Annotated in this window: 19 protein-coding genes and 3 pseudogenes; 8 read left to right on the top strand and 14 right to left on the bottom strand. The window is 64.5% G+C overall.

Annotated features, from left to right (window positions below):
• Positions 1-4 precede the first annotated feature (4 nt).
• Positions 5-358: a sulfur oxidation c-type cytochrome SoxX gene (gene soxX / locus AB3L03_RS15840; RefSeq protein WP_018455988.1), complete on the bottom strand. Its 354-nt coding sequence runs from the start codon at positions 356-358 to the stop codon at positions 5-7.
• 258 nt (positions 359-616) lie between these two features.
• Between soxX and AB3L03_RS15835 the strand changes: the two genes are divergently transcribed.
• Positions 617-1,288 (top strand): DUF938 domain-containing protein, encoded by a 672-nt coding sequence (locus tag AB3L03_RS15835; protein ID WP_018455989.1) that lies wholly within the window; start codon positions 617-619, stop codon positions 1,286-1,288.
• A gap of 116 nt (positions 1,289-1,404) precedes the next feature.
• On the opposite strand, the gene AB3L03_RS15830 is transcribed toward AB3L03_RS15835, so the two are convergent.
• Entirely contained in the window at positions 1,405-3,471 is a 2,067-nt protein-coding gene (locus tag AB3L03_RS15830; RefSeq protein WP_026233064.1) for a prolyl oligopeptidase family protein, read from the bottom strand.
• Positions 3,472-3,678: 207 nt separating this feature from the next.
• Between AB3L03_RS15830 and AB3L03_RS15825 the strand changes: the two genes are divergently transcribed.
• Both AB3L03_RS15825 and AB3L03_RS15820 read left to right on the top strand, forming a co-directional pair.
• Entirely contained in the window at positions 3,679-4,926 is a 1,248-nt protein-coding gene (locus AB3L03_RS15825; protein ID WP_018455991.1) for an MFS transporter, read from the top strand.
• 174 nt (positions 4,927-5,100) lie between these two features.
• Positions 5,101-6,345, top strand: coding sequence for an MFS transporter (locus AB3L03_RS15820; protein WP_018455992.1), 1,245 nt, complete (start codon positions 5,101-5,103; stop codon positions 6,343-6,345).
• Here the strand turns inward: AB3L03_RS15820 and AB3L03_RS15815 are convergent.
• On the bottom strand, positions 6,337-6,774 hold the full coding sequence (locus AB3L03_RS15815; RefSeq protein WP_026233065.1) for a helix-turn-helix domain-containing protein: 438 nt from the start codon (positions 6,772-6,774) through the stop codon (positions 6,337-6,339). The genes AB3L03_RS15820 and AB3L03_RS15815 overlap by 9 nt on opposite strands.
• Before the next feature lie 80 nt (positions 6,775-6,854).
• Here AB3L03_RS15815 and AB3L03_RS15810 point away from each other — a divergent pair, with 80 nt between their 5' ends.
• Genes AB3L03_RS15810 through AB3L03_RS15800 form a run of 3 tightly spaced genes read left to right on the top strand, consistent with a single transcriptional unit; the run spans position 6,855 to position 8,233 of the window.
• Positions 6,855-7,430 (top strand): class I SAM-dependent methyltransferase, encoded by a 576-nt coding sequence (locus AB3L03_RS15810; RefSeq protein ID WP_368508885.1) that lies wholly within the window; start codon positions 6,855-6,857, stop codon positions 7,428-7,430.
• Complete coding sequence (locus tag AB3L03_RS15805; RefSeq protein ID WP_368508884.1) at positions 7,342-7,728, top strand: hypothetical protein; 387 nt, start codon at positions 7,342-7,344, stop codon at positions 7,726-7,728. Before AB3L03_RS15810 ends, AB3L03_RS15805 begins: the two co-directional genes overlap by 89 nt.
• Positions 7,721-8,233 (top strand): DUF2938 domain-containing protein, encoded by a 513-nt coding sequence (locus AB3L03_RS15800; protein ID WP_085349644.1) that lies wholly within the window; start codon positions 7,721-7,723, stop codon positions 8,231-8,233. The genes AB3L03_RS15805 and AB3L03_RS15800 overlap by 8 nt, the downstream gene beginning before the upstream one ends.
• On the opposite strand, the gene AB3L03_RS15795 is transcribed toward AB3L03_RS15800, so the two are convergent.
• Together AB3L03_RS15795 and AB3L03_RS15790 are read right to left on the bottom strand one after the other, a co-directional pair.
• Positions 8,230-8,724, bottom strand: a complete 495-nt coding sequence (locus tag AB3L03_RS15795) for a VOC family protein (RefSeq protein WP_018455996.1) — start codon at positions 8,722-8,724, stop codon at positions 8,230-8,232. The genes AB3L03_RS15800 and AB3L03_RS15795 overlap by 4 nt on opposite strands.
• Positions 8,725-8,815: 91 nt before the next feature.
• The gene (locus tag AB3L03_RS15790; protein ID WP_018455997.1) at positions 8,816-9,361 is read right to left on the bottom strand and encodes a carboxymuconolactone decarboxylase family protein; all 546 of its coding nucleotides are present in this window, start codon (positions 9,359-9,361) and stop codon (positions 8,816-8,818) included.
• A 136-nt stretch (positions 9,362-9,497) separates the two neighbouring features.
• Here AB3L03_RS15790 and AB3L03_RS15785 point away from each other — a divergent pair.
• Together AB3L03_RS15785 and AB3L03_RS15780 are read left to right on the top strand one after the other, a co-directional pair.
• Positions 9,498-10,711: pseudogene (locus tag AB3L03_RS15785) on the top strand (acyl-CoA dehydrogenase family protein).
• 148 nt (positions 10,712-10,859) lie between these two features.
• A pseudogene (locus tag AB3L03_RS15780) lies at positions 10,860-11,998 on the top strand (acyl-CoA dehydrogenase family protein).
• A 276-nt stretch (positions 11,999-12,274) separates the two neighbouring features.
• On the opposite strand, the gene AB3L03_RS15775 reads toward AB3L03_RS15780, so the two are convergent.
• From AB3L03_RS15775 to AB3L03_RS15735, 9 genes and pseudogenes are all read right to left on the bottom strand, one after another.
• Complete coding sequence (locus AB3L03_RS15775) at positions 12,275-13,312, bottom strand: amino acid ABC transporter substrate-binding protein (RefSeq protein WP_085362044.1); 1,038 nt, start codon at positions 13,310-13,312, stop codon at positions 12,275-12,277.
• Positions 13,313-13,371: 59 nt separating this feature from the next.
• Complete coding sequence (locus AB3L03_RS15770; RefSeq protein ID WP_007597994.1) at positions 13,372-13,965, bottom strand: L,D-transpeptidase; 594 nt, start codon at positions 13,963-13,965, stop codon at positions 13,372-13,374.
• Positions 13,966-14,286: 321 nt separating this feature from the next.
• Complete coding sequence (locus AB3L03_RS15765) at positions 14,287-15,261, bottom strand: hypothetical protein (protein WP_085385501.1); 975 nt, start codon at positions 15,259-15,261, stop codon at positions 14,287-14,289.
• Between the two features lie 84 nt (positions 15,262-15,345).
• Complete coding sequence (locus AB3L03_RS15760) at positions 15,346-15,909, bottom strand: thioredoxin family protein (RefSeq protein ID WP_018456003.1); 564 nt, start codon at positions 15,907-15,909, stop codon at positions 15,346-15,348.
• A 31-nt stretch (positions 15,910-15,940) separates the two neighbouring features.
• Positions 15,941-16,639, bottom strand: coding sequence for a cytochrome c biogenesis CcdA family protein (locus tag AB3L03_RS15755; RefSeq protein WP_085361899.1), 699 nt, complete (start codon positions 16,637-16,639; stop codon positions 15,941-15,943).
• 310 nt (positions 16,640-16,949) lie between these two features.
• A complete protein-coding gene (locus AB3L03_RS15750; RefSeq protein ID WP_018456005.1) occupies positions 16,950-17,561 on the bottom strand; it encodes a sigma-70 family RNA polymerase sigma factor in 612 nt (203 codons plus the stop codon).
• Positions 17,562-17,972: 411 nt separating this feature from the next.
• Positions 17,973-18,707 (bottom strand): response regulator, encoded by a 735-nt coding sequence (locus tag AB3L03_RS15745; RefSeq protein ID WP_085361898.1) that lies wholly within the window; start codon positions 18,705-18,707, stop codon positions 17,973-17,975.
• Positions 18,708-18,717: 10 nt separating this feature from the next.
• Positions 18,718-20,463 (bottom strand): DUF3369 domain-containing protein, encoded by a 1,746-nt coding sequence (locus tag AB3L03_RS15740; protein ID WP_018456007.1) that lies wholly within the window; start codon positions 20,461-20,463, stop codon positions 18,718-18,720.
• Positions 20,433-22,462: pseudogene (locus AB3L03_RS15735) on the bottom strand (ATP-binding protein). Before AB3L03_RS15735 ends, AB3L03_RS15740 begins: the two are co-directional and overlap by 31 nt.
• Between the last annotated feature and the right edge of the window lie 23 nt (positions 22,463-22,485).

The raw sequence follows: 22,485 nt of genomic DNA, 5'->3' as shown, positions 1-22,485 counted from the left end.
GAAGTCACAGGGTCTGCAGGAAATCAACGATCGCGCTGATCTCCTGTTCGGTCAAAATCCGGTTCCGGCCGAACGGCGGCATCATGGTCTGCGGATTGCGCTTGGTCTCGTCGAAGATGATCGCGGTCAGTTCGTTGCGATCGGGGTACTTGGCCTTGAGGTCCTTCAGTTCCGGCCCGATCGTTCCCGGCAGGTCGCCACCCCTGATGACATGGCAGGTCAGGCAATTGCCCTTGCCGCGGTCGAAAGCGAGTTTCTGGCCGTCGGCCACAGCGGACTGCGCCCACGCCGGGGTGGCGAGGCCGGCTGCAATGGCCAGCAAGATGAACAGAACGGGCGTCCGGGAAAAGGCGGTCAAGGCGTTATTCCGAGGCGTTATGCGATGGTCTCGATTACAAAATAGAAGCGTTCCAAAGCACAAAGGGCGCCGCCTGACAATCAAGACTATCCACGCGACAAAATGGAGTTAATATCTTCCCGATTGCAACTAAAGAGATTATTTGTTCAGCCGATTTGGTCCGAGAGTTAGGGGCCGTGGCGCGGGCCGGCTGTTTCCTGAGCGTTTGGGCGCTCAACCTGTTTTCATCGCGTTCTCGTTTTTTCAAGGGGACCTCACTTGGCTGAATATGTCGTCGAATTCGGCAGGGATGGCGGTCGGGTCGAGTCGGATGGGCGGCTCGATGCGCCGGCATTTCATCGCAATCACGAGCCGCTCTGGGCGGCACTGGAACGGCATCTCGCCGGCTGCACCGGCAACGTGGTCGAGCTCGGCAGCGGAACCGGCCAGCACGTGGTCTACTTCGCCCGTCACACGCCCGGCCTGATCTGGTGGCCCAGCGATCTCAACCAGCGCCACCTCAAGAGCATCGAGGCCTGGCGCGTTCATTCAGGCCTCAAAAACATCCGCTCGCCGCTGCGGATCGATCTCACCGATCCGGACTGGTGCCCGGAGATGAAAAGCGGGCAGGGGCCGTCGAGTCTTGCCGCATTGTTCTGCGCCAATGTCATCCACATCGCGCCATGGAGCGTCGCCGAGGGTCTGTTCGCCGGCGCCGGCCGCTATTTGCGGGCCGACGGCAAGCTGTTCCTCTACGGCCCGTTCAAGCGCGGCGGCAAGCACATCGCGCTCAGCAATGCGGTGTTCGACACCTCCCTGCGTGAAGGCAATCCCGACTGGGGCGTGCGTGACATCGCCGATGTCGAGGCGCTTGCCCGCGGCGTTGGTCTTCGCCTTGTCGATACGATGGACATGCCCGCGAACAATCTGACCTTGGTATTCGCGCGATAGGAGGTCGTCATGCCCGGGCTTGTCCCGGGCATCCACGTTCTTCGTGCACCAGCTAAGGCGTGGATGGCCCGGTCAAGCCCGGCCATGACCGTGCGGAGATGTCAGCGCCGCAAACGCTAGCCCTCGTCCTTCCACCCGATCTTGTCCTTTAAGAACCGAAAGCCAATCACCTCGAACCCGGCGCGCTCCTTGTTGTCCTTGCCGTAGCCGTGGCCACCGGCTTCAGGCTCGTAGAACCAGGCCTCGTAGCCCATGGCCTGGAGCTTTGCCGCCATCTTGCGCGCATGCCCGGGATGGACACGGTCGTCGCGTCGCGTGGTGGCGATCAGGATCGGCGGATACGGCTGGCCGGCCTTGACGTTGTGATAGGCGGAGTAGGACTTGAGCCAGTCCCACTCCTCGGGCTTGTCGGGATCGCCATATTCCGCGATCCAGCTCGCGCCGGCGAGCAGCTTCGTGTAGCGGCGCATATCGATCAGCGGGATGGTGCAGAACAGCGCGCCGAAACGTTCGGGGTATCGCACCAGCATGTTGGTGATGAGGATGCCGCCGTTCGATCCGCCCTGCGCGGCGATGCGCTTTGCCGTCGTCACACCGCGGCGGACGAGATCGGCGGCAACGGCGGCGAAATCGTCGTGCGACAGTTTCTTGCCGGCGAGCCGGCCGGCATCGTGCCAGCGCGTGCCGAATTCGCCGCCGCCGCGCAAATTCGCCTGCACCGTGGTGCCGCCACGCTCCAGCCACAGCTTGCCGAGCGACGGGTTGTAATACGGCTTCACCGAATGGGCGAAGCCGCCATAGGCGCTCATATAGACCGGTGCATCGCCGGTCTCGCCGGCGGGGCCGGTCTGTACATAGGGGATGCGTTCGCCGTCGGTCGAGATCGCTTCGTGCTGGGTCACCACGAGGCCGTCGGCGTTGAATGTTTTCGGCGCCTGCTTCAACACGGTCGGGCTCGCGACGCCGCGCTCGATCAGCAGCAACGACGGCGGCGTCAGCGGATCCTGCACATTGGCAAGCAGGTCGCCATTGCTCTCGGAGGGATGGCGATCCAGCGGCCAGATGTCGACGACGCCGATCTGCGGCAGGCCGCCGAGCGACGCGCGGCTCCAGCCTGTGGCCGACGGCGTGCAGATCTCGAATTGCGGCTGGAGCTCGTCGAGGATCGACAGCACCAGCTTGCCTCCGGTCCAGAACAGGCCTTGCAGGGCGCGGCGAGGTTCCGGCTCGAACAGCACCGCGAAATCGCGGCTGCCGGCGAGGAACGCCGAGAGCGACATGCCGAGCACGGTGTCGGCGGCATAGGTCTTGCCCTCGATCGACCAGGCTTCGCGCAGCTTCATCGCGAACCAGTCGCCATGCGCCTGCAACCAGATGCCGGTCGGCAGATCGAGCTTCGTCGTCGCACCGTCTGCGTCGCGCAGCCAGAGCGCATGATTGAAGAAGTCGATCTGGTCGACGATCCAGCTGCGCGGGGCCGCAGCGGTGTCGTCGACGATGCCGGAGATCGCCATATGATCGGCCGTGGTCTCGATGATCACCTGCGCCTGATCGACAGGCTGGCCGCGCCGCCACAGTCGAACCGTCCGGGAATATCCCGAGCTCGTCGCCATGCCTTCGCCATGGGCGCTCGACAGCAGCAGCGTGTCGGCATCGAGCCAATCGGCGCCGCCCTTGGCTTCCGACAGCGCAAATCCGTCCGCAACGAAACTCTTGGTGTCGAGGTCGAATTCCCGCAAGGTGACGGCATCGCTGCCACCGCGCGACAGCCCCAAAATGGCGCGCGCGCTTCCCGGCTGCGTGGTGATGCCGCTCAGCAGCCAGTCCTCGCCTTCGCGTGCCGCGAGCTGGTCGACATCCAGCATGATTTCCCACGTCGGATGCGGTTTGCGAAACTCCGCGAGGGAAGTCTTCCGCCACAGGCCGCGCGGGTTGGTGGCGTCCTTCCAGAGATTGTGCAGTTCGGTGCCGCGGCGGCTGACATAGGGAATGTTGTCGGGACGATCGTAGATCGCCGCGAGGATGTCGCGATCGCGCGCGAAGGCCGCTCCGCCGAACGCGTCGAGTGTCAGGCTGTTCTGCCGCGTGACGAAATCGAGCGCCTGCTTGCCTTCGATCTCCTCCAGCCAGAGCCAGGGATCGTCGTCAGGAGCGCTGAGCGTAGGCCTGTCGTCGACGGACATGAACGAAACTCCGGAAGGTCGCGGCGGATAGGATTTGATCGAGCGCAAGCCGCCAAGTGCGCGGCCCATTATCATCGGCCCGATTGCGTCAGAGACATGGCCTGCGCCCGTTTGCGCCGGTTGCCCGCCCTCCCGCGTCCCGCCATAGTGCCGGGAATCAAGCGAGCCCTTGAAAGCACTTAAAAGCCCGTTGGGGCGGAAATGCCGATGCTGGATGTGACTGCAGCCAATGAGGTCGCCGCCGACGCCCGCGTGCGCGCCAATGTGGTGCGCCTTGCTGCCGCGCAGGCGCTGACCGGCGCCAATTCGGCGGTGATCTTCGCCACCGGCTCCATCGTCGGTGCGACGCTTGCACCCGACATGTCGCTCGCGACGGTACCGCTGTCGATGTACGTGCTGGGGCTTGCGGCCGGCACGCTGCCGACCGGCGCGATATCGAGTCGCTTCGGCCGCCGCTGGGCCTTCATCATCGGCACGGGCCTGGGTACGCTCACCGGCCTGCTCGGCTGCTTCGCGATCCTGCACGCTTCGTTTCCGTTGTTCTGTCTGGCGACTTTTCTTGGCGGCCTCTACGGCGCGGTGGCGCAGTCCTATCGCTTCGCTGCCGCCGACGGCGCCAGCGCGGCGTACCGACCCAAGGCGGTGTCCTGGGTAATGGCGGGCGGCGTGTTCGCCGGCGTGCTCGGTCCGCAGCTCGTGCAATGGACCATGGATGTCTGGCAGCCTTATCTCTTCGCCTTCAGCTTCTTGGTCCAGGCGGCTGTCGCGCTCATCGCGATGGGCATCGTCGCCGGGGTCGACATGCCGAAACCGGCGCCGGCCGATCTTCATGGCGGGCGGCCGCTGCTCGAGATCGTGACCCAGCCACGCTTCATCGCAGCGGCGCTGTGCGGCGTCATCTCCTACCCCATGATGAACCTGGTGATGACCTCGGCGCCGCTTGCCATGAAGCTGTGCGGCTTGAGCGTTTCAGATTCCAATTTCGGCATTCAATGGCACATCGTCGCCATGTACGGGCCGAGCTTCTTCACGGGCGCGCTGATCGCCCGCTTCGGCGCGCGCAAGATCGTTGCCGCCGGCCTGCTGCTGGAGGCCGGCGCGGCCGGCATCGGCCTGTCCGGCATCACCGCGATGCATTTCTGGGCCACGCTGATCGTGCTCGGTGTCGGCTGGAACTTCTCCTTCATCGGCGCCTCGGCGCTGGTGCTGGAGACGCACCGGCCGCAGGAGCGCAACAAGGTGCAGGCCTTCAACGATTTCCTGGTGTTCGGCATGATGGCGATCGGCTCGTTCTCGTCCGGCCAACTGCTCGCCAGTTACGGCTGGTCCGCGGTGAACATGGTGGTGTTTCCGCCGGTGCTGCTCGGTCTCGCCGTGCTCTCGCTGGCGTCCTGGACCCGTCGCCGCAAAGCGCGGCTCGACGCGGCCATGGGCGAGTTCCCGGATGCGATCTGAGATGGCGGGAGGCTGTCAGCAGCGTTGATAGTTCGATCCAGGTCGAAGTGATTTTCTGGTGAAGGTTACTAGATGTCGTCATGGCCGGGCTTGTCCCGGCCATCCACGTCTTGAGCGCGCGGATCGAAGAACGTGGATGCCCGGAACAAGTCCGGGCATGACGGAGTAAGCGGCATGCTCGATAACCCTCGACACGACGGATCCGTCGACGAATCCTCTCTCCGCTACGAAGGCTGGCGCATCGTTGCGGTCTGCTTCCTGCTCGCGACCTTCGGCTGGGGGCTCGGCTTCTACGGCCAGAGCGTCTATGTCGCCGAGCTCCAGCGTGCGCACGGCTGGTCGGCCTCGCTGATCTCGTCGGCCACGACGTTCTTCTATCTGTTCGGCGCGCTGCTCGTCGTCTTCGTCGGCGAAGCCGTCAACAAGTACGGCCCGCGCCTCGGCCTGATCGCAGGGACGCTGGCGATGTCGGCCGCGGCGGTCGCGATCGGCGCGGTGCGCGAACCGTGGCAGCTTTATCTCGCGAACGCCGTGCTCGCCTTCGGCTGGGCCGGCACGAGCCTGGCCATGATCACCAACACGATCAGCCTGTGGTTCGACCAGAAGCGCGGCATGGCGATCAGCCTCGCGCTGAACGGCGCAAGCTTCGGCGGCATCGTCGGCGTGCCGCTGCTGGTGAGCTTGATCGGCCATGTCGGCTTCGCCAGCGCTATGTTTATCGTCGCCGGCGCCATGCTGGTACTGCTCGTGCCGGTGATCCTGATTGTCGTCGGCCGCCCGCCCGATCTCCATGGCCGGCGCGCCGCGACGAAAACGAAGCCGCAATCGTCGGCGCAGATTCGTAGCCAGGCGTTGCGCGATGTCGGCTTCCTCACCGTGACCATTGCCTTTGCTTTGGTGCTGTTCGCGCAGGTCGGCTTCATCGTCCACCTGATCTCGTTCCTCGATCCCGTGATCGGGCGCGAGCGCGCGGCCGTCGCGGTTGCGGTGCTGACCGCGATGGCGGTGATCGGCCGGGTGCTGTTCTCGCTGGTGATCGACCGACTCAACCAGCGGCTCGCCTCGGCGCTGTCGTTTCTGAGCCAGGCCGTGGCGCTTCTCGTCGTCATCAATTTGCACAATGATTACGTGCTGATCGCCGCCTGCGCGTTATTCGGCTTCTCGGTCGGCAATCTCATCACGCTGCCGTCGCTGATCGTGCAGCAGGAATTCGATTCCGCCTCGTTCGGCGTGCTGATCAGCCTCAACACTGCGATCAACCAGGTGACCTATGCGTTCGGCCCCGGCGTGGTCGGTTTTCTGCGCGATTTCTCCGGTGGCTATGAGCTGCCGTTCTATCTGTGTATTGCGCTGGAGCTGGTGGCCGCGGCGTTGATCATGGTGCGGGGGCACACAAGGCGATCGACCGCTTCAGTCTGATCGCGGCGCGCGCGGTGCCCGCTTGGGCGACCTCGCCTTTCCCAATGCCGCGACCCGCATGAGGCGGCGAAAATGCAGGCATTCCATGTGACTTGGCGCCGGACAGGCCGCGGCATGGCGCAGGCCGTCGCGCATCGCGATAAGCTTGCGGATCGTTCGGTCCAACTCGTCGGCCTTGGCGGCAAGCTTCCGCCGGTCGATACGCGGCCTTCCGTCGGGTGCGAACATCCGGGCAACTTCATCGAGCGAGAAGCCCGCCGCGCGCCCCAGCGCGATCAGCGCCAGGCGATCCAGGATCTCCAGATCGAACAGCCGGCGCAGGCCGCGCCTGCCGATCGGGGCAATCAACCGCTTTTCCTCATAGAATCGCAGCGTCGACGCCGGAACACCGGAGCGCCGTGCGACTTCGGCGATATCGATCGTCATCACGCCTCTTGACCTCAAGTTCACTTGAACTGGCAGTATGCCGCGTCCAACGCCGCCAAGGCAAGACGAAAGGGGAAACCATCATGGACGCTATGCAGAAGGCGATTGAGCAGATGAGGCTTTGGAATGGTCCCGCCGGACGCGCCTGGGTCGAGACCCAGGACATCCTGGATGAGATGTTCAAGCAATTCGAGAGGCCGCTGTGCGAGGCCGTTCCTGCCGGCTCCAATCGTCGCGTTCTGGACGTCGGCTGCGGCACTGGTGGTCTGACCGTTGCGGTCGCTCGAAAGCTCGGGCAAGGCGGCCGTGTGGTCGGCATCGACATCTCCGCGCCGATGATCGGGGCGGCGCTGGCCCGCGCCGAGCGCGAAGGCACCTCGGCCAGCTTTATCTGCGCCGATGCGCAGCACCATAAATTCGACCCGGCGAGCTTCGATACGATCATTTCACGTCTCGGCGTGATGTTCTTCGAAGACCTCGTTGCGGCCTTCGCAAATCTGGAGGCGCGCTGCCGCCGAAGGCGCCGGGCTCGCCGTCGTTGCATGGCGGGGCGCAGCGGAGAATCCGTTCATGACGGCGGCCGAACGAGCCGCCGCGCCCCTTCTGCCGAATATGCCTGCCCGTCCATCCGGCGGTCCGGGGCAGTTCGCCTTCGCTGACAAAGATCGGGTCAGGACCATCCTGCTGGAGAGCGGCTGGACCGAGATCGACATCCGGCCGGTGGATATTCCATGCCGCTTTCCTGCCAGCGAACTCGCTCGCTATGTCGGTTGGCTGGGACCCGTCGGAACGATCCTGCAGGACGCCGACAGGGGATTGCGCGAAAGGGTCGTGGATGCGGTGCGGCCCGCCTTCGCCCCCTACGTGGAGGCAGATGCGATCCGTTTTACCGCCGCATGCTGGATGATCCAGGCGCGGGCTTCAACCGACGCGGCAGGCGAGGTCTCGAATGGGTGAAATGATTGAATTTCTGGTCGGCGCCGCCTTGATCGGATCCGGTGCAACGGCCGTGATCGATGGTTGGGCAGTTCTCCGCGCGCATGTTCTTGGAATCCCATCGCTAGACTATGGACTCCTAGGTCGCTGGCTCATCCTGCTCGCGCGCGGACAGTATCGGCATCTTAAGATCGCGGCACCCGATCCGGCTCCACGCGAGCGCCTGATTGGGTGGGCCGCGCACTACCTGATCGGCATTGCGTTCGCGGCCGTCTTGCTGGCGATCTGGGGGCTCGATTGGCTGCATTCCCCGCGTGTCGGCCCCGCATTGATCGTCGGAATCGGCAGCGCGGCGGCACCTTTCCTGATCATGCAGCCGGGCATGGGCCTCGGCATTGCTGCCCATCGCGCGCCACGTCCCAACGTGGCGCGTCTCAACACGCTACTCACGCATGCCGTGTTCGGCGTCGGGCTCTATGCGGCCGGATGGGTCCTGAGGCTCGTGCAGTGGCGAGGTGCGGACTAGGCCTCCCGCTGCTTCAGCAGCTCCTCCACATCCAGCCGCTTCGTGAACATCGAAAGCTTGCCGTCCGGCCCGAATGGCCATTGCTCCCGCGGCTTGTCCCAATACAGCTCCACACCGTTCTGGTCCGGATCGCGCAAATACAGCGCCTCGCTGACGCCGTGGTCGCTGGCGCCGTCGAGCGCAATGCCGGCCGAGAGCACGCGGTGCAACGCATCCGCCAGCGCCGGCCGCGTCGGATAGAGGATCGCGGTGTGATAGAGCCCGGTCGCATCAGGCGGCGGCGGCGAGCCGCCCTTGCTCTCCCAGGTGTTGAGCCCGATGTGGTGGTGATAGCCGCCGGCCGAGATGAAGGCCGCGCCCGAGCCCATGCGCTGCATCAGCTCGAAACCGAGCACGCCGCAATAGAAGCCCAGCGCGCGATCGAGATCGGCGACTTTGAGATGGACGTGGCCGATCCTGGTGCCGGCGGCGACGGCTTGGTTTTGCGACATGCGGCTGCTCCGTTGATGAACTCCACATAAGTCCGGCCTCGGGACAGTGCTACCGGCCGATCCCGAAACCCAGCGTTTCCGGATAGGCAACTTACGACAGCTCCCGCACCTCGCCCTCCGGCAGCTCGAACTCAAACGTGTTCAGCGTCATCGACACCAGCGTGTAATAGCCGCAGAGACCAATCACCTCGACCACGCCGCGCTCGCCGAGCAGCTTCACCGCCTCGTCATAGAGGCCCTTCTCGACGCCGTGGCCCTCATGCAGCGATTTTGCGACGTCGTAGATCATCTTAGCCCTGGGATCGTCGAAGACGGGCGTGCGGCGGTCCCGGATCGCGTCGATGATGTCAGGGTCCATGCCGCCCGCAAGCGCCAGCCGCTTGTGCGCGTACCATTCGTAATGGGCGGTCCAGTGCCGCGCCGTCACCAGGATCGCGATCTCCGAAAGTTTCGCGGGAAATATCGTATCGTAACGCAGGACCTCGCCGAGCCGCGTGGCGTGACGGGCCATGTCGGGGCTGTTGAGCCAGGCCATCATCGGTGCCGGCGGCCTGCCGCGCTTGCCGGCAATCGACTCGTCATAGGTCTGCCGCTGGCTCTCGTTCATTTCGCCAGGCGAAAGAAGCTTCAGGCGCATTGTTGTTTCCTCTTTGTTTTCAAGCTCGCCGTGGCGGCGACTATAGCGGATGCGTGACACGGAAGTGGTTGAATTCCGCGGGAGCTTGGCCCAGAGTCGCGCCCAACAAACCGACATAGATTGATGGAAACGACCTATGACTGACTCCAGGGCCAGCGAGACTGAGACCGCCGATCTCGAAACATTCCGCAGCGAAACGCGCGCCTGGTTGGAAGCCAATTGCCCGCCGGAAATGCGCAAGCCCGCGACGTCCGACGCCGACGTGTTCTGGGGTGGACGTAACGCAAAATTTTCGTCCGAGCCGCAACGCATCTGGTTCGAACGCATGCGCGACAAGGGCTGGACCGTACCGGACTGGCCGAAGGAATATGGCGGTGGGGGCTTAAGCGCCGCCGAGCACAAGGTGCTGCGCGCGGAGATGGCCAGGATCGGCGCGCGGCCCCCGCTGTCGAGCTTCGGGATCTGGATGCTCGGGCCGGCGCTGCTGAAATACGGCAACGATGCCCAGAAGAAGGAGCATCTGCCAAAGATCGCCGCGGGCCTGATCCGCTGGTGTCAGGGCTATTCCGAACCGAACGCCGGCTCCGATCTCGCCTCGCTGCAGACCCGCGCCGAGAGCGACGGCGATCATTTCGTCATCACCGGCCAGAAGATCTGGACGTCCTACGCCAACTACGCCGACTGGATCTTCTGCCTCGTCCGCACCGATCCCGCCGCAAAGAAGCACGACGGCATCAGCTTCATCCTGTTCGACATGACCTCGAAGGGCGTGACGACCAAGCCGATCCTGCTGATCTCCGGCTACTCGCCGTTCTGCGAGACGTTCTTCGACAATGTCCGCGTGCCGAAATCGCATGTGGTGGGCACCGTCAACCGCGGTTGGGACGTCGCAAAATATCTGCTTCAGCACGAGCGCGCGATGATATCAGGCATGGGCGAGCGCGGCGTCGGCCGTCCGCTCGGCCAGATCGCGGCCGATTCCTCGGCACCGATGCGCAGGGACGGCTCGACGATTCCATGCTGCGTGGCCGGATCGCCAGCTTCGACGTCGACGAAGCGGCTCTTGCCGCCTGCGCCGAGCGCGCGGTCGATCTCGCCAAGGCCGGTCAGGCCCATCCGGCGTTCTCGTCGGCGATGAAATATTACGGGACCGAGCTCAACAAGCGCCGTTACGAGATCCTGATGTCGGCCGGCGGCGTCGATGCGCTGGAATGGGAGAGCGAGCGTTCGAAACAAGGAGCGCGTCCGCGCGCCTGGCTGCGGACCAAGGCCAACTCGATCGAGGGCGGCACCACCGAGGTCATGCTCGGCATCGTCGCCAAGCGCATCCTCGATTTGCCGGGGGCGTAACCCCAGCGTCGTTCCGGGGCGGTCCGCAGGACCGAACTAAGGTGCGCGGTTGCGCACCTGAGAACCTCGAAATTCCGGGTTCACGCTTCGCGTGCCCCGGAATGACAACAACAGACATGCATTCCGCCAGACGTTAGAGACATTGCACATGGCCCTCGTCCTCACCGAAGAACAATCGATGCTCCGCGACAGCGCGCGCGGGCTGATCAGCGACAAGGCGCCGGTGTCGCATTTGCGGCATCTGCGCGATAGCAAAGACCCCATCGGCTTCTCCAGGGAGTTTTGGCATTCCTTCGCCGAGATGGGTTTTGCCGGCTTGCTGGTGCCGGAAGAGTTCGGCGGCAGCGGCCTCGGCTATGTCGAGGCCGGGGTGGTGATGGAGGAGATCGGCCGCACGCTGATGCCCTCGCCCTTCCTCGCAACCAGCGTGGTCGCGGCCTCGGCACTGAACCGTGGCGGCAATGCCGCGCAGAAGTCGGAGTATCTGCCGAAGATTTCCAACGGCTCCCTGCTCGCGACGCTCGCGATCGACGAGGGCGCAAAACACCGCCCGCTTCAGACCTGCCTCCAGGCCGTGCGCGCCGGCAACGGCTTTAAACTCTCCGGCGCCAAGGCGCTGGTGGTCGACGGTCACGTTGCCGATCTCCTCATCGTCGCTGCGCGTACGGCGGGTTCGGCCGGCGAGCGCGAGGGGCTGACGCTGTTCCTGGTCAACCCCAAGGCCAAGGGCGTTGCGATCGAGCGCACCATCATGGTCGACGCGCACAATGCGGCGCGGATCGAGCTTGCCAATGTCGAGGTCGATGCCGACAGCGTGCTCGGCGAAGTCGACCAGGAGCCGGCTTGCTCCACGGCGTGCTCGATATCGGGCGGGGCGCAGTGGCCTCCGAAATGGTGGGTCTGAGCGAAGAGGTGTTCAACCGTACCGTCGAGTACCTGAAGAGCCGCAAGCAGTTCGGCAAGCTGATCGGCGAATTCCAGGCGCTGCAGCACCGCGCCGCCGAACTCTATGTCGATATCGAGATCACCCGCGCCGCCGTGATGAAGGCGCTGCAAGCGCTCGATACGGACGTCGCCAAGGCGGCGTCAGCCGTCGCAGTGGCGAAAGCCCGCGCCGGCACCACCGCCACGCGCGCGGTGCAGGAAGGCGTGCAGATGCATGGCGGCATGGGCATGACCGACCAGTTCGACATCGGCTTCTTCATGAAGCGCGCGCGCGTGTGCGAGGAATTGTTCGGCGACGCCAATTACCACACCGAGCAGCTGGCAAGGGCGCGGGGGTATTGAGGCGCACCGTCGCGTCGCATTGGGTGTCATCGCCCACCTTGTGCGCAATTGCGCACTGGGGCGGGCGATCCAGTACGCCGCGGCCCCTCAGTATGCGATTGATGTCTCGGAGTACTGGATCGCCCGTCAAGCCGGGCGATGACAGTTGAGAGAGTGGAAAGCGCCTGCCCCAAGCTCGTCATTGCGAGCGCAGCGAAGCAATCCAGTCTGTCACCGAGGAGCGACTCTGGATTGCTTCGTCGCTGCGCTCCTCGCAATGACGGCGGATAGAGCGCCTTACCGCACCGGCGGCGCGTACTGCACGCCGCCCGCATTCCACAGCTGGTTCATGCCGCGCGGGATCTTCAGCTTCGACTTCTCGCCGATGTTGCGCTCGTACATCTCGCCGTAATTGCCGACGTGGCGGATGATGCGGACCACCCAATCCTTGGTCAGGCCGAGCTGCTCGCCGTAATTGCCCTCGGTGCCGACCAGCCGCATCACTTCCGGCTTCTTCGACTTCAGGGCCTCGTCGATGTTCTCCGAGGAGACGCCGAGCTCCTCGGCGTTGATCATCGCGTACAGCGTCCACTTCACGATCATCATCCAGTCGTCGTCGCGCTGGCGCACGACGGGGGCGAGCGGCTCCTTGGAGATCATGTCCGGCAGGATCATGCTGTCGCCGGGCTTCGACAGGTTGATCCTCAGCGCGTAGAGCTGGGAGACGTCGGCGGAGAGCGTGTCGCATTTGCCGGTGTCGTAGGCCTTCACCACGTCGTCCAGCTTGTCGAACTTCACCTCTTCATACTTCATGTTGTTGGCACGGAAGTAATCCGCGACATTGAGCGCCGTGGTGGTCCCGGTCTGGACGCAGACCTTGCTCCCGGTCAGGTCCAGCGCGGTTTCCTTGTTGCGCGCGCGCGGCAGCATGAAGCCTGCGCCGTCGTAATAGGCGACCGCGGGGAAATAGAGATCGTAGTCGAGCTCGCGCGCCATGCTCCAGGTCGAGTTGCGCGAGAGGATGTCCACTTTCCGGCTCTGCAATTCCTTGAAGCGCTCGTTGGCATCGAGCGCGACGAATTTCGCCTTGCTCGGGTCGTTGAAGATCGCGGAGGCCACCGCGCGGCAGAAATCGACGTCGAAGCCGGTCCAGTTGCCCTTGTCGTCGGGGATCGAGAAGCCCGGCAGGCCCTTGTTGACGCCGCACAGCACCTCTCCGCGGCGTACGGTGCGCTTCAGGGTGCGGGTGTCGTAGAATTCATAGATGATGGCCAGGACGGCGACCAGCACGGCGACTGCGAGCCCGATCAGCAGGCCGCCACGAAAAGTGCGCATCATGTTGCTCTCTCGAAATAATCGGGAAAAGGAATATTCGCTAAGGCGAGGAGATCAGATCAGAGCTCGGGCTTCTGCCGGATGACGACCTTGGTGCCGACAGGGACGCGATCGTAGAGATCGGCGACGTCGCGGTTGACGAGCCGGAAGCAGCCGGAGGAGACCTTGGTGCCGATCGTGTCGGGCCGGTTGGTGCCGTGGATGCGGTAGACCGTGGTGCCCAGATACATGGCGCGCGCACCGAGCGGATTACCGGGGCCGCCGGCCATGAAGCGCGGCAGATAAGGCTGGCGCTGGATCATCTCCGGCGGCGGCGTCCAGTCCGGCCACTCCTTCTTGTTGGTGATGTTCACCAGACCCTGCCACTGAAAACCGTCGCGGCCGACGCCGATGCCGTAGCGGATCGCACGACCGCCAGGCTGCACCAGATAGAGATGCCGTTCGGCGGTCGAGATGATGAGGGTGCCGGGCGCTTCGGTGGTGCGGAAGTAGACGACCTGCTTCTGCCATTCCGGATCGAGTTCATAGGCATCGTCGGCGACCAGGCCCGGCTCGTCGCCGCGGTCGGGCTGCTGGGCGTAGGCGTGGGGCGCGGACAGGATCAGGCCGATCGCAGCCACAAACATCCCGGTCAGGCGACGAAAATCCGTCATTTCAAGCTCTCCCCGCGGCCAAAGCCAAATCATCTGGAACCATCAAATCTCAGGGCCATCTTCATGGCAAGTTCAAGGCACCCTTAGACCATATGTCACGAGAATGCTTTGGTTTTTTGACGGACCGCGCGCAATGCCACAAACGGGGGATGGCGCGAAAAGCAGTGGCCATGGCGTCGCCTAGGGTGGGCGACCAAATTTGCATTCACAAACCCCGTCATGCCCGGGCTTGTCCCGGGCATCCACGTTCTTAGCACTGGCGGTAAAAGACGTGGACGGCCGGGACAAGCCCGGCCATGACGATGTGGAAGCAGCGCGATATCAGATCTGGTTATTCTCCGGCGCGATCCCGAGCCGCCGGACGATCTCCGTCCCCACGGCCCGGGCCTCAGGCCTCGAACCGATGCGAGGGCTGCGAAACCGTTGTCCGGACTGCAATCGGATCACGACGATGCAGTGCTCGTCCTCGGAGCGGCCGCGGCGCTCGACCGTGATCGTCTTGACGTCGCGCCCTTCGATGTGGTCGGCGCGCAACGTGCCGTCGCCCCACAGGCGTTCGACCCGGATATCGCCCTGGCGGATGATCCAGAACGCGCCGGTCACAAGGTTGGCATATCGGGAAACGCCGAAAGCGGCGAGCGCGCCGACGGGCAGCAGCACGATGTCGACCGACCCGGGCGACAGGCCACGCCAGAGCCTGTAGGCGTAGGGAACGGCGCACAATGCGACGACGATCAGTGCGACGATCCTGATGTCTCTCTTCGAGAACGGCTCGAGGGGGTCGCCGAGACGCATCTCGGGATTGCTGGCATCGAGCGGATTGACCGGAGCCTCGACGTCGGGGACGTCGAATTGCGCGGCGATCCGCGCCACCGTGTCGTGCACATGGGTGACATCGGCGATCGGCGGCGATGTCAGGCGCTCACCGGAGGCCAAGGTGAAGGCGAGCTGGAAGCGGGCTTTCGCCCTCTTGCTGCCGGGAACCTGCAATCCCCTGATGTCGTCCTTGGCGACGATCCGCGTCCGCAGTTTTCCGAACGGGCGCTGCTCGCCGATCAAGATCTCGTCCGGCGTGATGATCCACACCACCGCCGGCGCCAGCATGATGATGCCGACGAACGCCGCTCCCACGAGCAGCGCGACCACGGAGATGATTACCTCCAGAGTGTCGTGCGTGAACAGGCCCGGCGTGAAGCACAGCGCAACGGCAGCCGCAAAGCCGGACATGACCAGCCGCTGCGCAATCGAGGCGCCCTCGCGAAGGCGAATGTCGGTGCTGTTGGTGGCGTCGTCCATCGCGGGCGGCTGATTACGTGGCCCGCGAAACTCCACGGACGGGTCCGTGGAGTCAAGCAACAAGGGCGCGACCCGTGCCGGGCGTCAGCTATTGGCGTTCAGCAGCTTTGCCACGGTGCGGTCGATCTCGTCATAACGGCCTTCGCCCTCGTGCTGGAATACGATCTTGCCGTTCTGGTCGATGATGTACTGCGCCGGCCAATATCGGTTGCGGTAAGCGTTCCAGGTCCTGGAATCATTGTCCTGCGCCACCGGATAGGTGATGCCGTGGCGCTTCAGCGCCGCCTGCACATTGGAGGCCGAGCGCTCGAACGGGAACTCCGGCGTGTGCACGCCGACCACGACGAGGCCCTTGTCCTTGTACTTGGCATAGAGATCGGTGACGTGCGGCAGCGTGTTGACGCAGTTGACGCAGCCATAGGTCCAGAAGTCCACCAGCACGACCTTGCCGCGGAGATCGGCGATATTAAGCGGCTTCGAGTTGAACCAGTTGTTGATGCCGGCGAAGTCGGGCGCGGTGTCCTGGCTGGCGGCCGCGGTGACGACAGGGACGGCGCGCGCGGCCTCGTCGCAGATGCCGGGGATGACGGCGCCTGTTACGGCGATGCCGATCAGTGCGGCGGAGACGGCGAGCAGTTTGAAAGTCATGGAAAGATCCTCCGGTGAAGCTGAGGGATGATCACAGGCCGATCTGGCCGGTGGGATAGAAGCCGGTGAGCCACGCCACGATCAGCGTGTCGTATTGGAAATAGGCGGCGAGCGCGAAGCCGATCACGACGACGCCAAAGCCCTGCTGCAGCCGCGGCGAGATGCGCGCGAGACTGCGCACCCGCGTGGTGGCGGCTTGCCCGCCATAGGCGATCGCCAGCATGGGAATGGCCGCACCGATGGCGTAGGCGATCAGCAGCGTGCCGGCCCAGCTCGCATTCTCAGTGGTTGCGACCAGCGTCAGGATCGAGCCGAGCACCGGGCCGGCACAGGGCGTCCAGACCAGGCCGAGCGTGGTGCCGAGCACGAGCCCGCCGAGTGCGCCCTCGCGCTGCGTGGCGCTGGAGTTGCCGAGATCGAGCCAGCCGTTGAGCCGGATCGACAGCCATTCGAACGGTGCCGGCCACAGCATCAACAGGCCGAAGCCGAGCAGCAGGATCGAGGCCGCTTCGCGCAGCACGTTCGGATCGAAATTAAACAGCCGCGTGATGGCGCCGAGCAGCAGCGCGGTCGCGGAGAACGAGATGACGAAGCCGAGCGCGATCATCGCCGGACGAAGATGCGAGCTGCGGCCGATTGAGGCGCCGAGCAGGATCGGCAGCATCGGCAGCGTGCACGGCGCGGCGATGGTGAGGATGCCGGCGAGGGCAGCGAAGAGAAGTTCGAGCATGGGGCACTCGTGGAGAGGGTCACGAGGGCAGTTCGGGATGAGAGAGGCAGTCGTTACGCCGCGTCACGCCTTCGTGACGGGAGTGCTGCTGCCGCAGCGGTGCCCCAAACACAAAACGACCCGGAGGGGGGCATCCCGTCCGGGTCGCTGGAGGTCTTGGGAGGTTTAACGAAACCGTATGTGAGCTTTATAGGAGGGAAGTTTTTCCGCCTGATGTTGTGCTTTGTTTCAATTGTTTCGTCGGCGGTAACACTTCCGTGTCCGGGGTAGGGTTTAAACTTGTGTCCTATCCCATTGAAATATCTGAACTTCAGGCGGCGAAGCGCTCGACGCCACAGCCCTTAAGCAATTCGGCCAGTTGCTTGCGGGCGTAGAACATCCGGGTCTTCACCGTGCTCTGCGGGATGCCGATGATCTGTCCGACCTCCTCCACCGACTTCTCATGGTAGTAGACCAGCGTGATGATCTCACGATGCGCGGGCGACAGCTTCTGAACGCAGGCGCGCAGGATGGCGCTGGTGTCGCTGCGGTCGAGCGAGGTCTCCGGCGTGTCGCAACCATCGGCGATCTGGCGCACGTCTTCCTGGTCGATATCCTCGAAGCGGCGCTGGCGCATCGCAGTCAGCGCCTTGAAGCGAGCGATCGAGAGCAGCCAGGTCGAAACCTGCGAGCGGCCCTGGAATTGGCCGGCGGTCCGCCACACGTCCAGAAACACCTGGCTGACCAGGTCTTCCGCCGTGGTCGCGTCGCGCACGATCCGCAGGATGAAGCGGTAGACGCGCACATTGTGCCGGCAATAAAGGATGTGCATGGACGTCCGGTTGCCGTCGGCAATGCTTTCGAGAAGCATGTCGTCCGAGGTCGCCTGAGCGGCAATGATGCTCTGGCTGGCTTGGGCGTTGATGGCGATGACGTTCGGCATTGACTTGGCTCCCCGTAGCGCCGCAACCGAGCGGCGTTTCCTTGGACCAAAGTGTTAATGAGCCAACGTTTCGGGACGTCTGCACGAAAAGCGGAAAATGGTTTCGTGCGCCGACAAATTGTTTCGTCGAATTAGCCGCGACGAAACATTCGGGGCAAAAAAGCGTGTAATTTCAATGTACGGAAAATACGGGGATGGGATTAGGCAGCGAGCGGATGCGCCGGGAACGTATTTCGGGCCTTTGCGTTCGCACTCCCGTGTCGTCCTGGACAAGCGAGCAAAGCGAGCGCCGATCCATGACCCATGACCCCAGGGAGACGTTTTGCGGAAACGCGTGGTTGCCAGCCTCGCGCCACAATCTCTGCCTGGGGTAATGGGTCCTGGCCTTCGCCAGGACGACGATGGGAGGCGCTACGCCTTCTCGCCCGCCGGCGAGAACAGATAGCCGCCGCCGCGGATGGTGCGGATCACGGCGGGTTTTGCCGGATCGGGCTCGATCTTGCGGCGGATGCGCATGATGCGCAGGTCGACGGCGCGGTCGAAGGCTTCGGCGTCGCGGGCATTGGCCAATTCCAGCAGGCGCTCGCGCGACAGCACGCGCTTCGGATTGGCCGCGAACACTTTCAAGAGCCCGAACTCGGATGCGGTCAGCGGATGCTCGTTGCCCTCGTCGTCGCGCAAGGCCTGCGCTTCGAGATCGAGCCACTTCGTCCCGAACCGTACCAATTGCTCCTTGTCCGATTTCGCAGCCGCCGTGTCCGCCACGGCTTTCGCCGGCGCGCTCCGGCGCAGCACCGAGCGGATGCGTGCCATCAGCTCACGCAGCTCGCACGGCTTGGCCACGTAATCGTCGGCGCCGAGCTCGAGGCCGACGACGCGGTCGATCGGGCTTGCCGTCGCCGTCAGCATGATCACCGGCACGTTGATGCGGCTCTTGAGGTCGCGGATGATCGAGAGCCCGTCTTCCTCCGGCATGTTGAGGTCGAGCACGACGAGGTCGGGCATGCTGCCGTCGATCGCCGTGCGCAACGACTTACCGCCGTCGCACAGCGTCACGGTGAAGCCGTGCATCTTGAGGTAATCGCCGACCATCTCCCGGGCCGGGGCCTCGTCGTCGACGATCATGATGTGCTGGCTTTGGGTCATGGTCCTGAGATCACGAAATTTCGGTCGCGGGGAGGGTGATGGTGAAGGTCGAGCCCTTGCCGGGGCCCTCGCTCTCGGCGGTCACCTCGCCGCCGTGCATGTCGATAATACGCTTGACGATGGACAACCCAAGCCCGGTCGAGCTCTCGCCGGCGGTCGGTTTTGCCGACAGCCGCTGGAACCGGCCGAACAGGCGGCCGAGATCCTCCGGCGACAGGCCGGCGCCCTCGTCGCTGACGCGGACGATGGTGTCGCCGCCCTCATGGCTGACGACGACGCCGATCTTGCCGCCGATCGGTGAGTATTTGATGGCGTTGCTGATCAGATTGTCGATTGCCTCGCGAATGCGGTCGGTGTCGCACATGGTGACGACGTTGACGGGCGCGGTGACGCTGATCGCCTGCTGCTTGTTGACGGCGAGCGGCTGGTTGGCCTCGGCGACCTCCTTGACCAGGGCCGCGACGTCGACGGGCTCGCGGCGGATGGTGATGTCGAAGGCATCGGCCATCGCATCCGAGATCAGATGATCGACCATCGTGGTCAGGCGCTTGGTCGCATCGCGGATGTGATCGACCTGGGCCACGACGCCGCCTGACGACGCGCCGGTCGAGATCAACTCCTTCAGCATCTCGGTGCGGCCGAGGATGACGCCGAGCGGATTCTTCAGATCGTGGGCAACGGTACCGAGGATTTCGTTCTTGAAGCCGTTGGCGCGTTGCAGCCGCAGCCATTGCGCCGAGAGGCGGCGGTTGGCCTGCATCAGCGCGCGGGTGCGCTGGGCGACGCGGTCTTCCAGCTGGGTGTTGGCGGCCTGGAGCTGCTGGTAGAGGATGACGTTGTCGAAGGCGATCGAGAGCCGGCTGGAGAAGATCTCGACCAGCGAGCGGTCGGTCTCGGACAGCTCGCGCTCGGCCTGCAGCAGCACCACGACCTCGCGGCCGCTTCCGGTGCGCAAATAGATCACGCTGCGGTGGTCGGCGAATTCGTTCTTGCGGCCCTGGAACGCGGCTTCCACCATCGCGCGCAGATCGGGGTCGAGCGCCTTCGACGAGGTGGTGCCGATGAAGCGGCTGTAGCAGCCGCTGCCGGCGAGCACCGAGAGCTCGGGGTCGATGCCGCCATTGTCGCGCAAAACCAGGATACCGGCGCAATCGACGTTGAGCAGCGAGGCAAGCTGGGTCAGTACGCCCTCGGCGAGCCGCTGCATCGACTTGAAATCGTACAGCGTCGAAGCCGCGTCGATGATGATCTCGAGCCCGCGCCTTGTCTGCAGCATGCGCTCGAGCTGCTGGTAGGAGCGCAGCGCCGCGGTCAGCGAGGTGAACAGCTTGTCGGCGGTGAGCTCGGTCTTCGCTTTGTAGTCGTTGATGTCGTACTGCACGATCACGCGCCGTTCAGGCGCTTGACCGGGCTGTCCGGTGCGCAGGATGATGCGCACGGTCTCGTTCTTGAGCTCGTTGCGGATGTACTCGACCAGCTCGAGGCCGGCGACGTCCGTCTCCATGATGACGTCGAGCAGCACGGCGGCGATGTCGTTGTGCGCGGCCATCAGCTTGCGACCTTCGGCCGCGGAATGGGCGGAGAGGATCTCCAGGCCCTGGCCGTTGAGGGAATAGTCCGAGAGCGCAAAACGCGTACCGTCATGCACGGCCGGATCGTCGTCGATGACGGCGATCTTCCATTTCCGGGCGTCAACATCCTCCGATGCGGTACCGGTGTCGTCGATCAGGTGGAGGACATCGTCCTGTTCGGCCATTGAGAAGTCCCGTCAGTCTCTGTGCTTTGCCCGCCGCCCTTGGCGACCCGGGGCATGATAATGCGAAAAGTAGTGCCTTGTCCCAGCTTGGATTCCAGCATCATGCGACCGCCGAGCTGCTGGGTGACGAGGTTATAGACGATATGGAGGCCGAGTCCCGTGCCACCTTCATTGCGCCTGGTGGTAAAGAATGGGTCAAAGGCCTGGCGCTGCACGTCGGAGGTCATGCCGGCCCCGTCATCGGTGAAGATGATCTCGACGTCGTCGGCCCCGCGCGGCCGCGCCGAGATCGTGATCGTGCCGGCGCGGCCGTCGGCAAAGGCGTGGTTGGCGGCGTTGAGAAACAGGTTGGTCAGGATCTGGCCGTAGGAGCCGGGATAGCCGTCGAGCAGCAGCCCCTCGGGCATGTCGACATGGAGCGTGATCGGCGACCGCTTCAGCACCGGCCGCAGGCTCGCGATGATCTGCTCGGTGGCTTCGCTCAGGGAGAACTGCCGCCGCTCGGCATGGGAGCGGTCGACCGCAACCTGCTTGAACGACTGGATCAGCTCGCCGGCGCGCTGGAGATTGGCGACGAGCTGCTGCGAGGCGTCGCGCGAGGACTGCACGAATTCTTCCAGCTGCGAGCGGCGCAGGCCGCCGTCGCCCTTGAGCTGGGCTTCGAAGATCTCGGTGCGCCGGGCAAAGCTCGACGCAACGGTGAGGCTGATGCCGATCGGGTTGTTGACCTCGTGCGCGACACCAGCGACGAGGCCGCCGAGGGCTGCGAGCCTCTCGGCATCGATCAGATCTGCTGCGCGGCGTTGAGCTCGAGCAGCGCGCTTTCGGCCTTCTCCTTGGACGCGCGCAGCTCGTCCTCGGTCTGGCGCTTCGCGATCGCGTTCTCGCGGAACACTTCCACCGCGCGCGCCATGGCGCCGACCTCGTCGCGCGCGCGCGTGCCCTGCACCTCGCGGCCGAGGTCGCCGAGCGTGATCGCGCGCATCGCCGCCATGATCTGCTGCAGCGGCAGCCGGATCGACAGCGCGATCAGCACGCCGGCGGTGAGGATGATGCCGAGGAAGATCACGGCGATGGAAAGAACGCGACGGGAAATGTCCGCCAGCGTGCGGTCGAACGTCTCCTGCGCCTTTTGCTCGCGCTGGCGCATCTTGGTTGAGAGATCGTCGATGGCGCCGATCGCCTCGGCCTGGTTGGCGTCGATGGTATTGCGCAGCAGCTCGGTACGGTTCGTGAGCTGCTCGGAGAGCTTTGCAAAACCCTCGCGCAGCGCGGCGGTCCGGGCGGCGAGTCGTCGCAGCGCCATGCGCTGGAGGTCGTTGTCGGCGAGATCGATCATGACGGGGATGGTCTTCTCGATGGTCTCGGTGTTGCGGCGGGCGTCGTCGGCCGCACCCGATGACAGCGACAGATAGTAGGAATTGGCCGCGACCAGCATCGCGGTGAAGGCCTCGCGCGACTTGCCCAGCGAAGGCCAGATCAGCGCGTCGCGATGGCCGGTGGCGCCTTCGATGATGGAGTAAAGGCCGGCCATGTCCCTGGCCGGTCCCTGCACCTGATCCTCGTAGGTCTTCGCGATGGTGGCCTGCACGCCGCGCAGCTCGCCGAAGCCGTTGAGGAAGCGGTCGGTCGTGCGCTCCAGCTCCTCGACCGAGCCCGACAGCATCGGGTCCTTGGCGGCGCGATTGGTCAGCGTCCCCAGCACCGCCTCGCGCAGCAGCAGGATCTCGGCGAACAGGTCGGGGCTCGGCTGGTTGATATAGCGGTGGATCAGATTGTGCAGCCGCCCGGTCTCGCTTTCGAGCAGCGCCAGAATCCGGTCGGATTCGCGCACCTGGCGCACGTCGTCCCAGGCCGAGCCGAGCACCTGCGAGCCGTTCCAGATCAGCCCGACCAGCACGATGACCACGGCGGAGTTCAGCGCCGCGATCGACAGGATGCGCCAACGGATCGGCACCGCCCGGAGCACGCCGACCAGCCGCGCGCGCAGCCGCCCCATCGGGCCGGGCGACCTGTCTGCAT

This window comes from Bradyrhizobium lupini (assembly GCF_040939785.1).
Taxonomy (GTDB): Bacteria; Pseudomonadota; Alphaproteobacteria; order Rhizobiales; family Xanthobacteraceae; genus Bradyrhizobium; species Bradyrhizobium canariense_D.
This window is presented reverse-complemented; position numbering and strand designations above follow the sequence as displayed.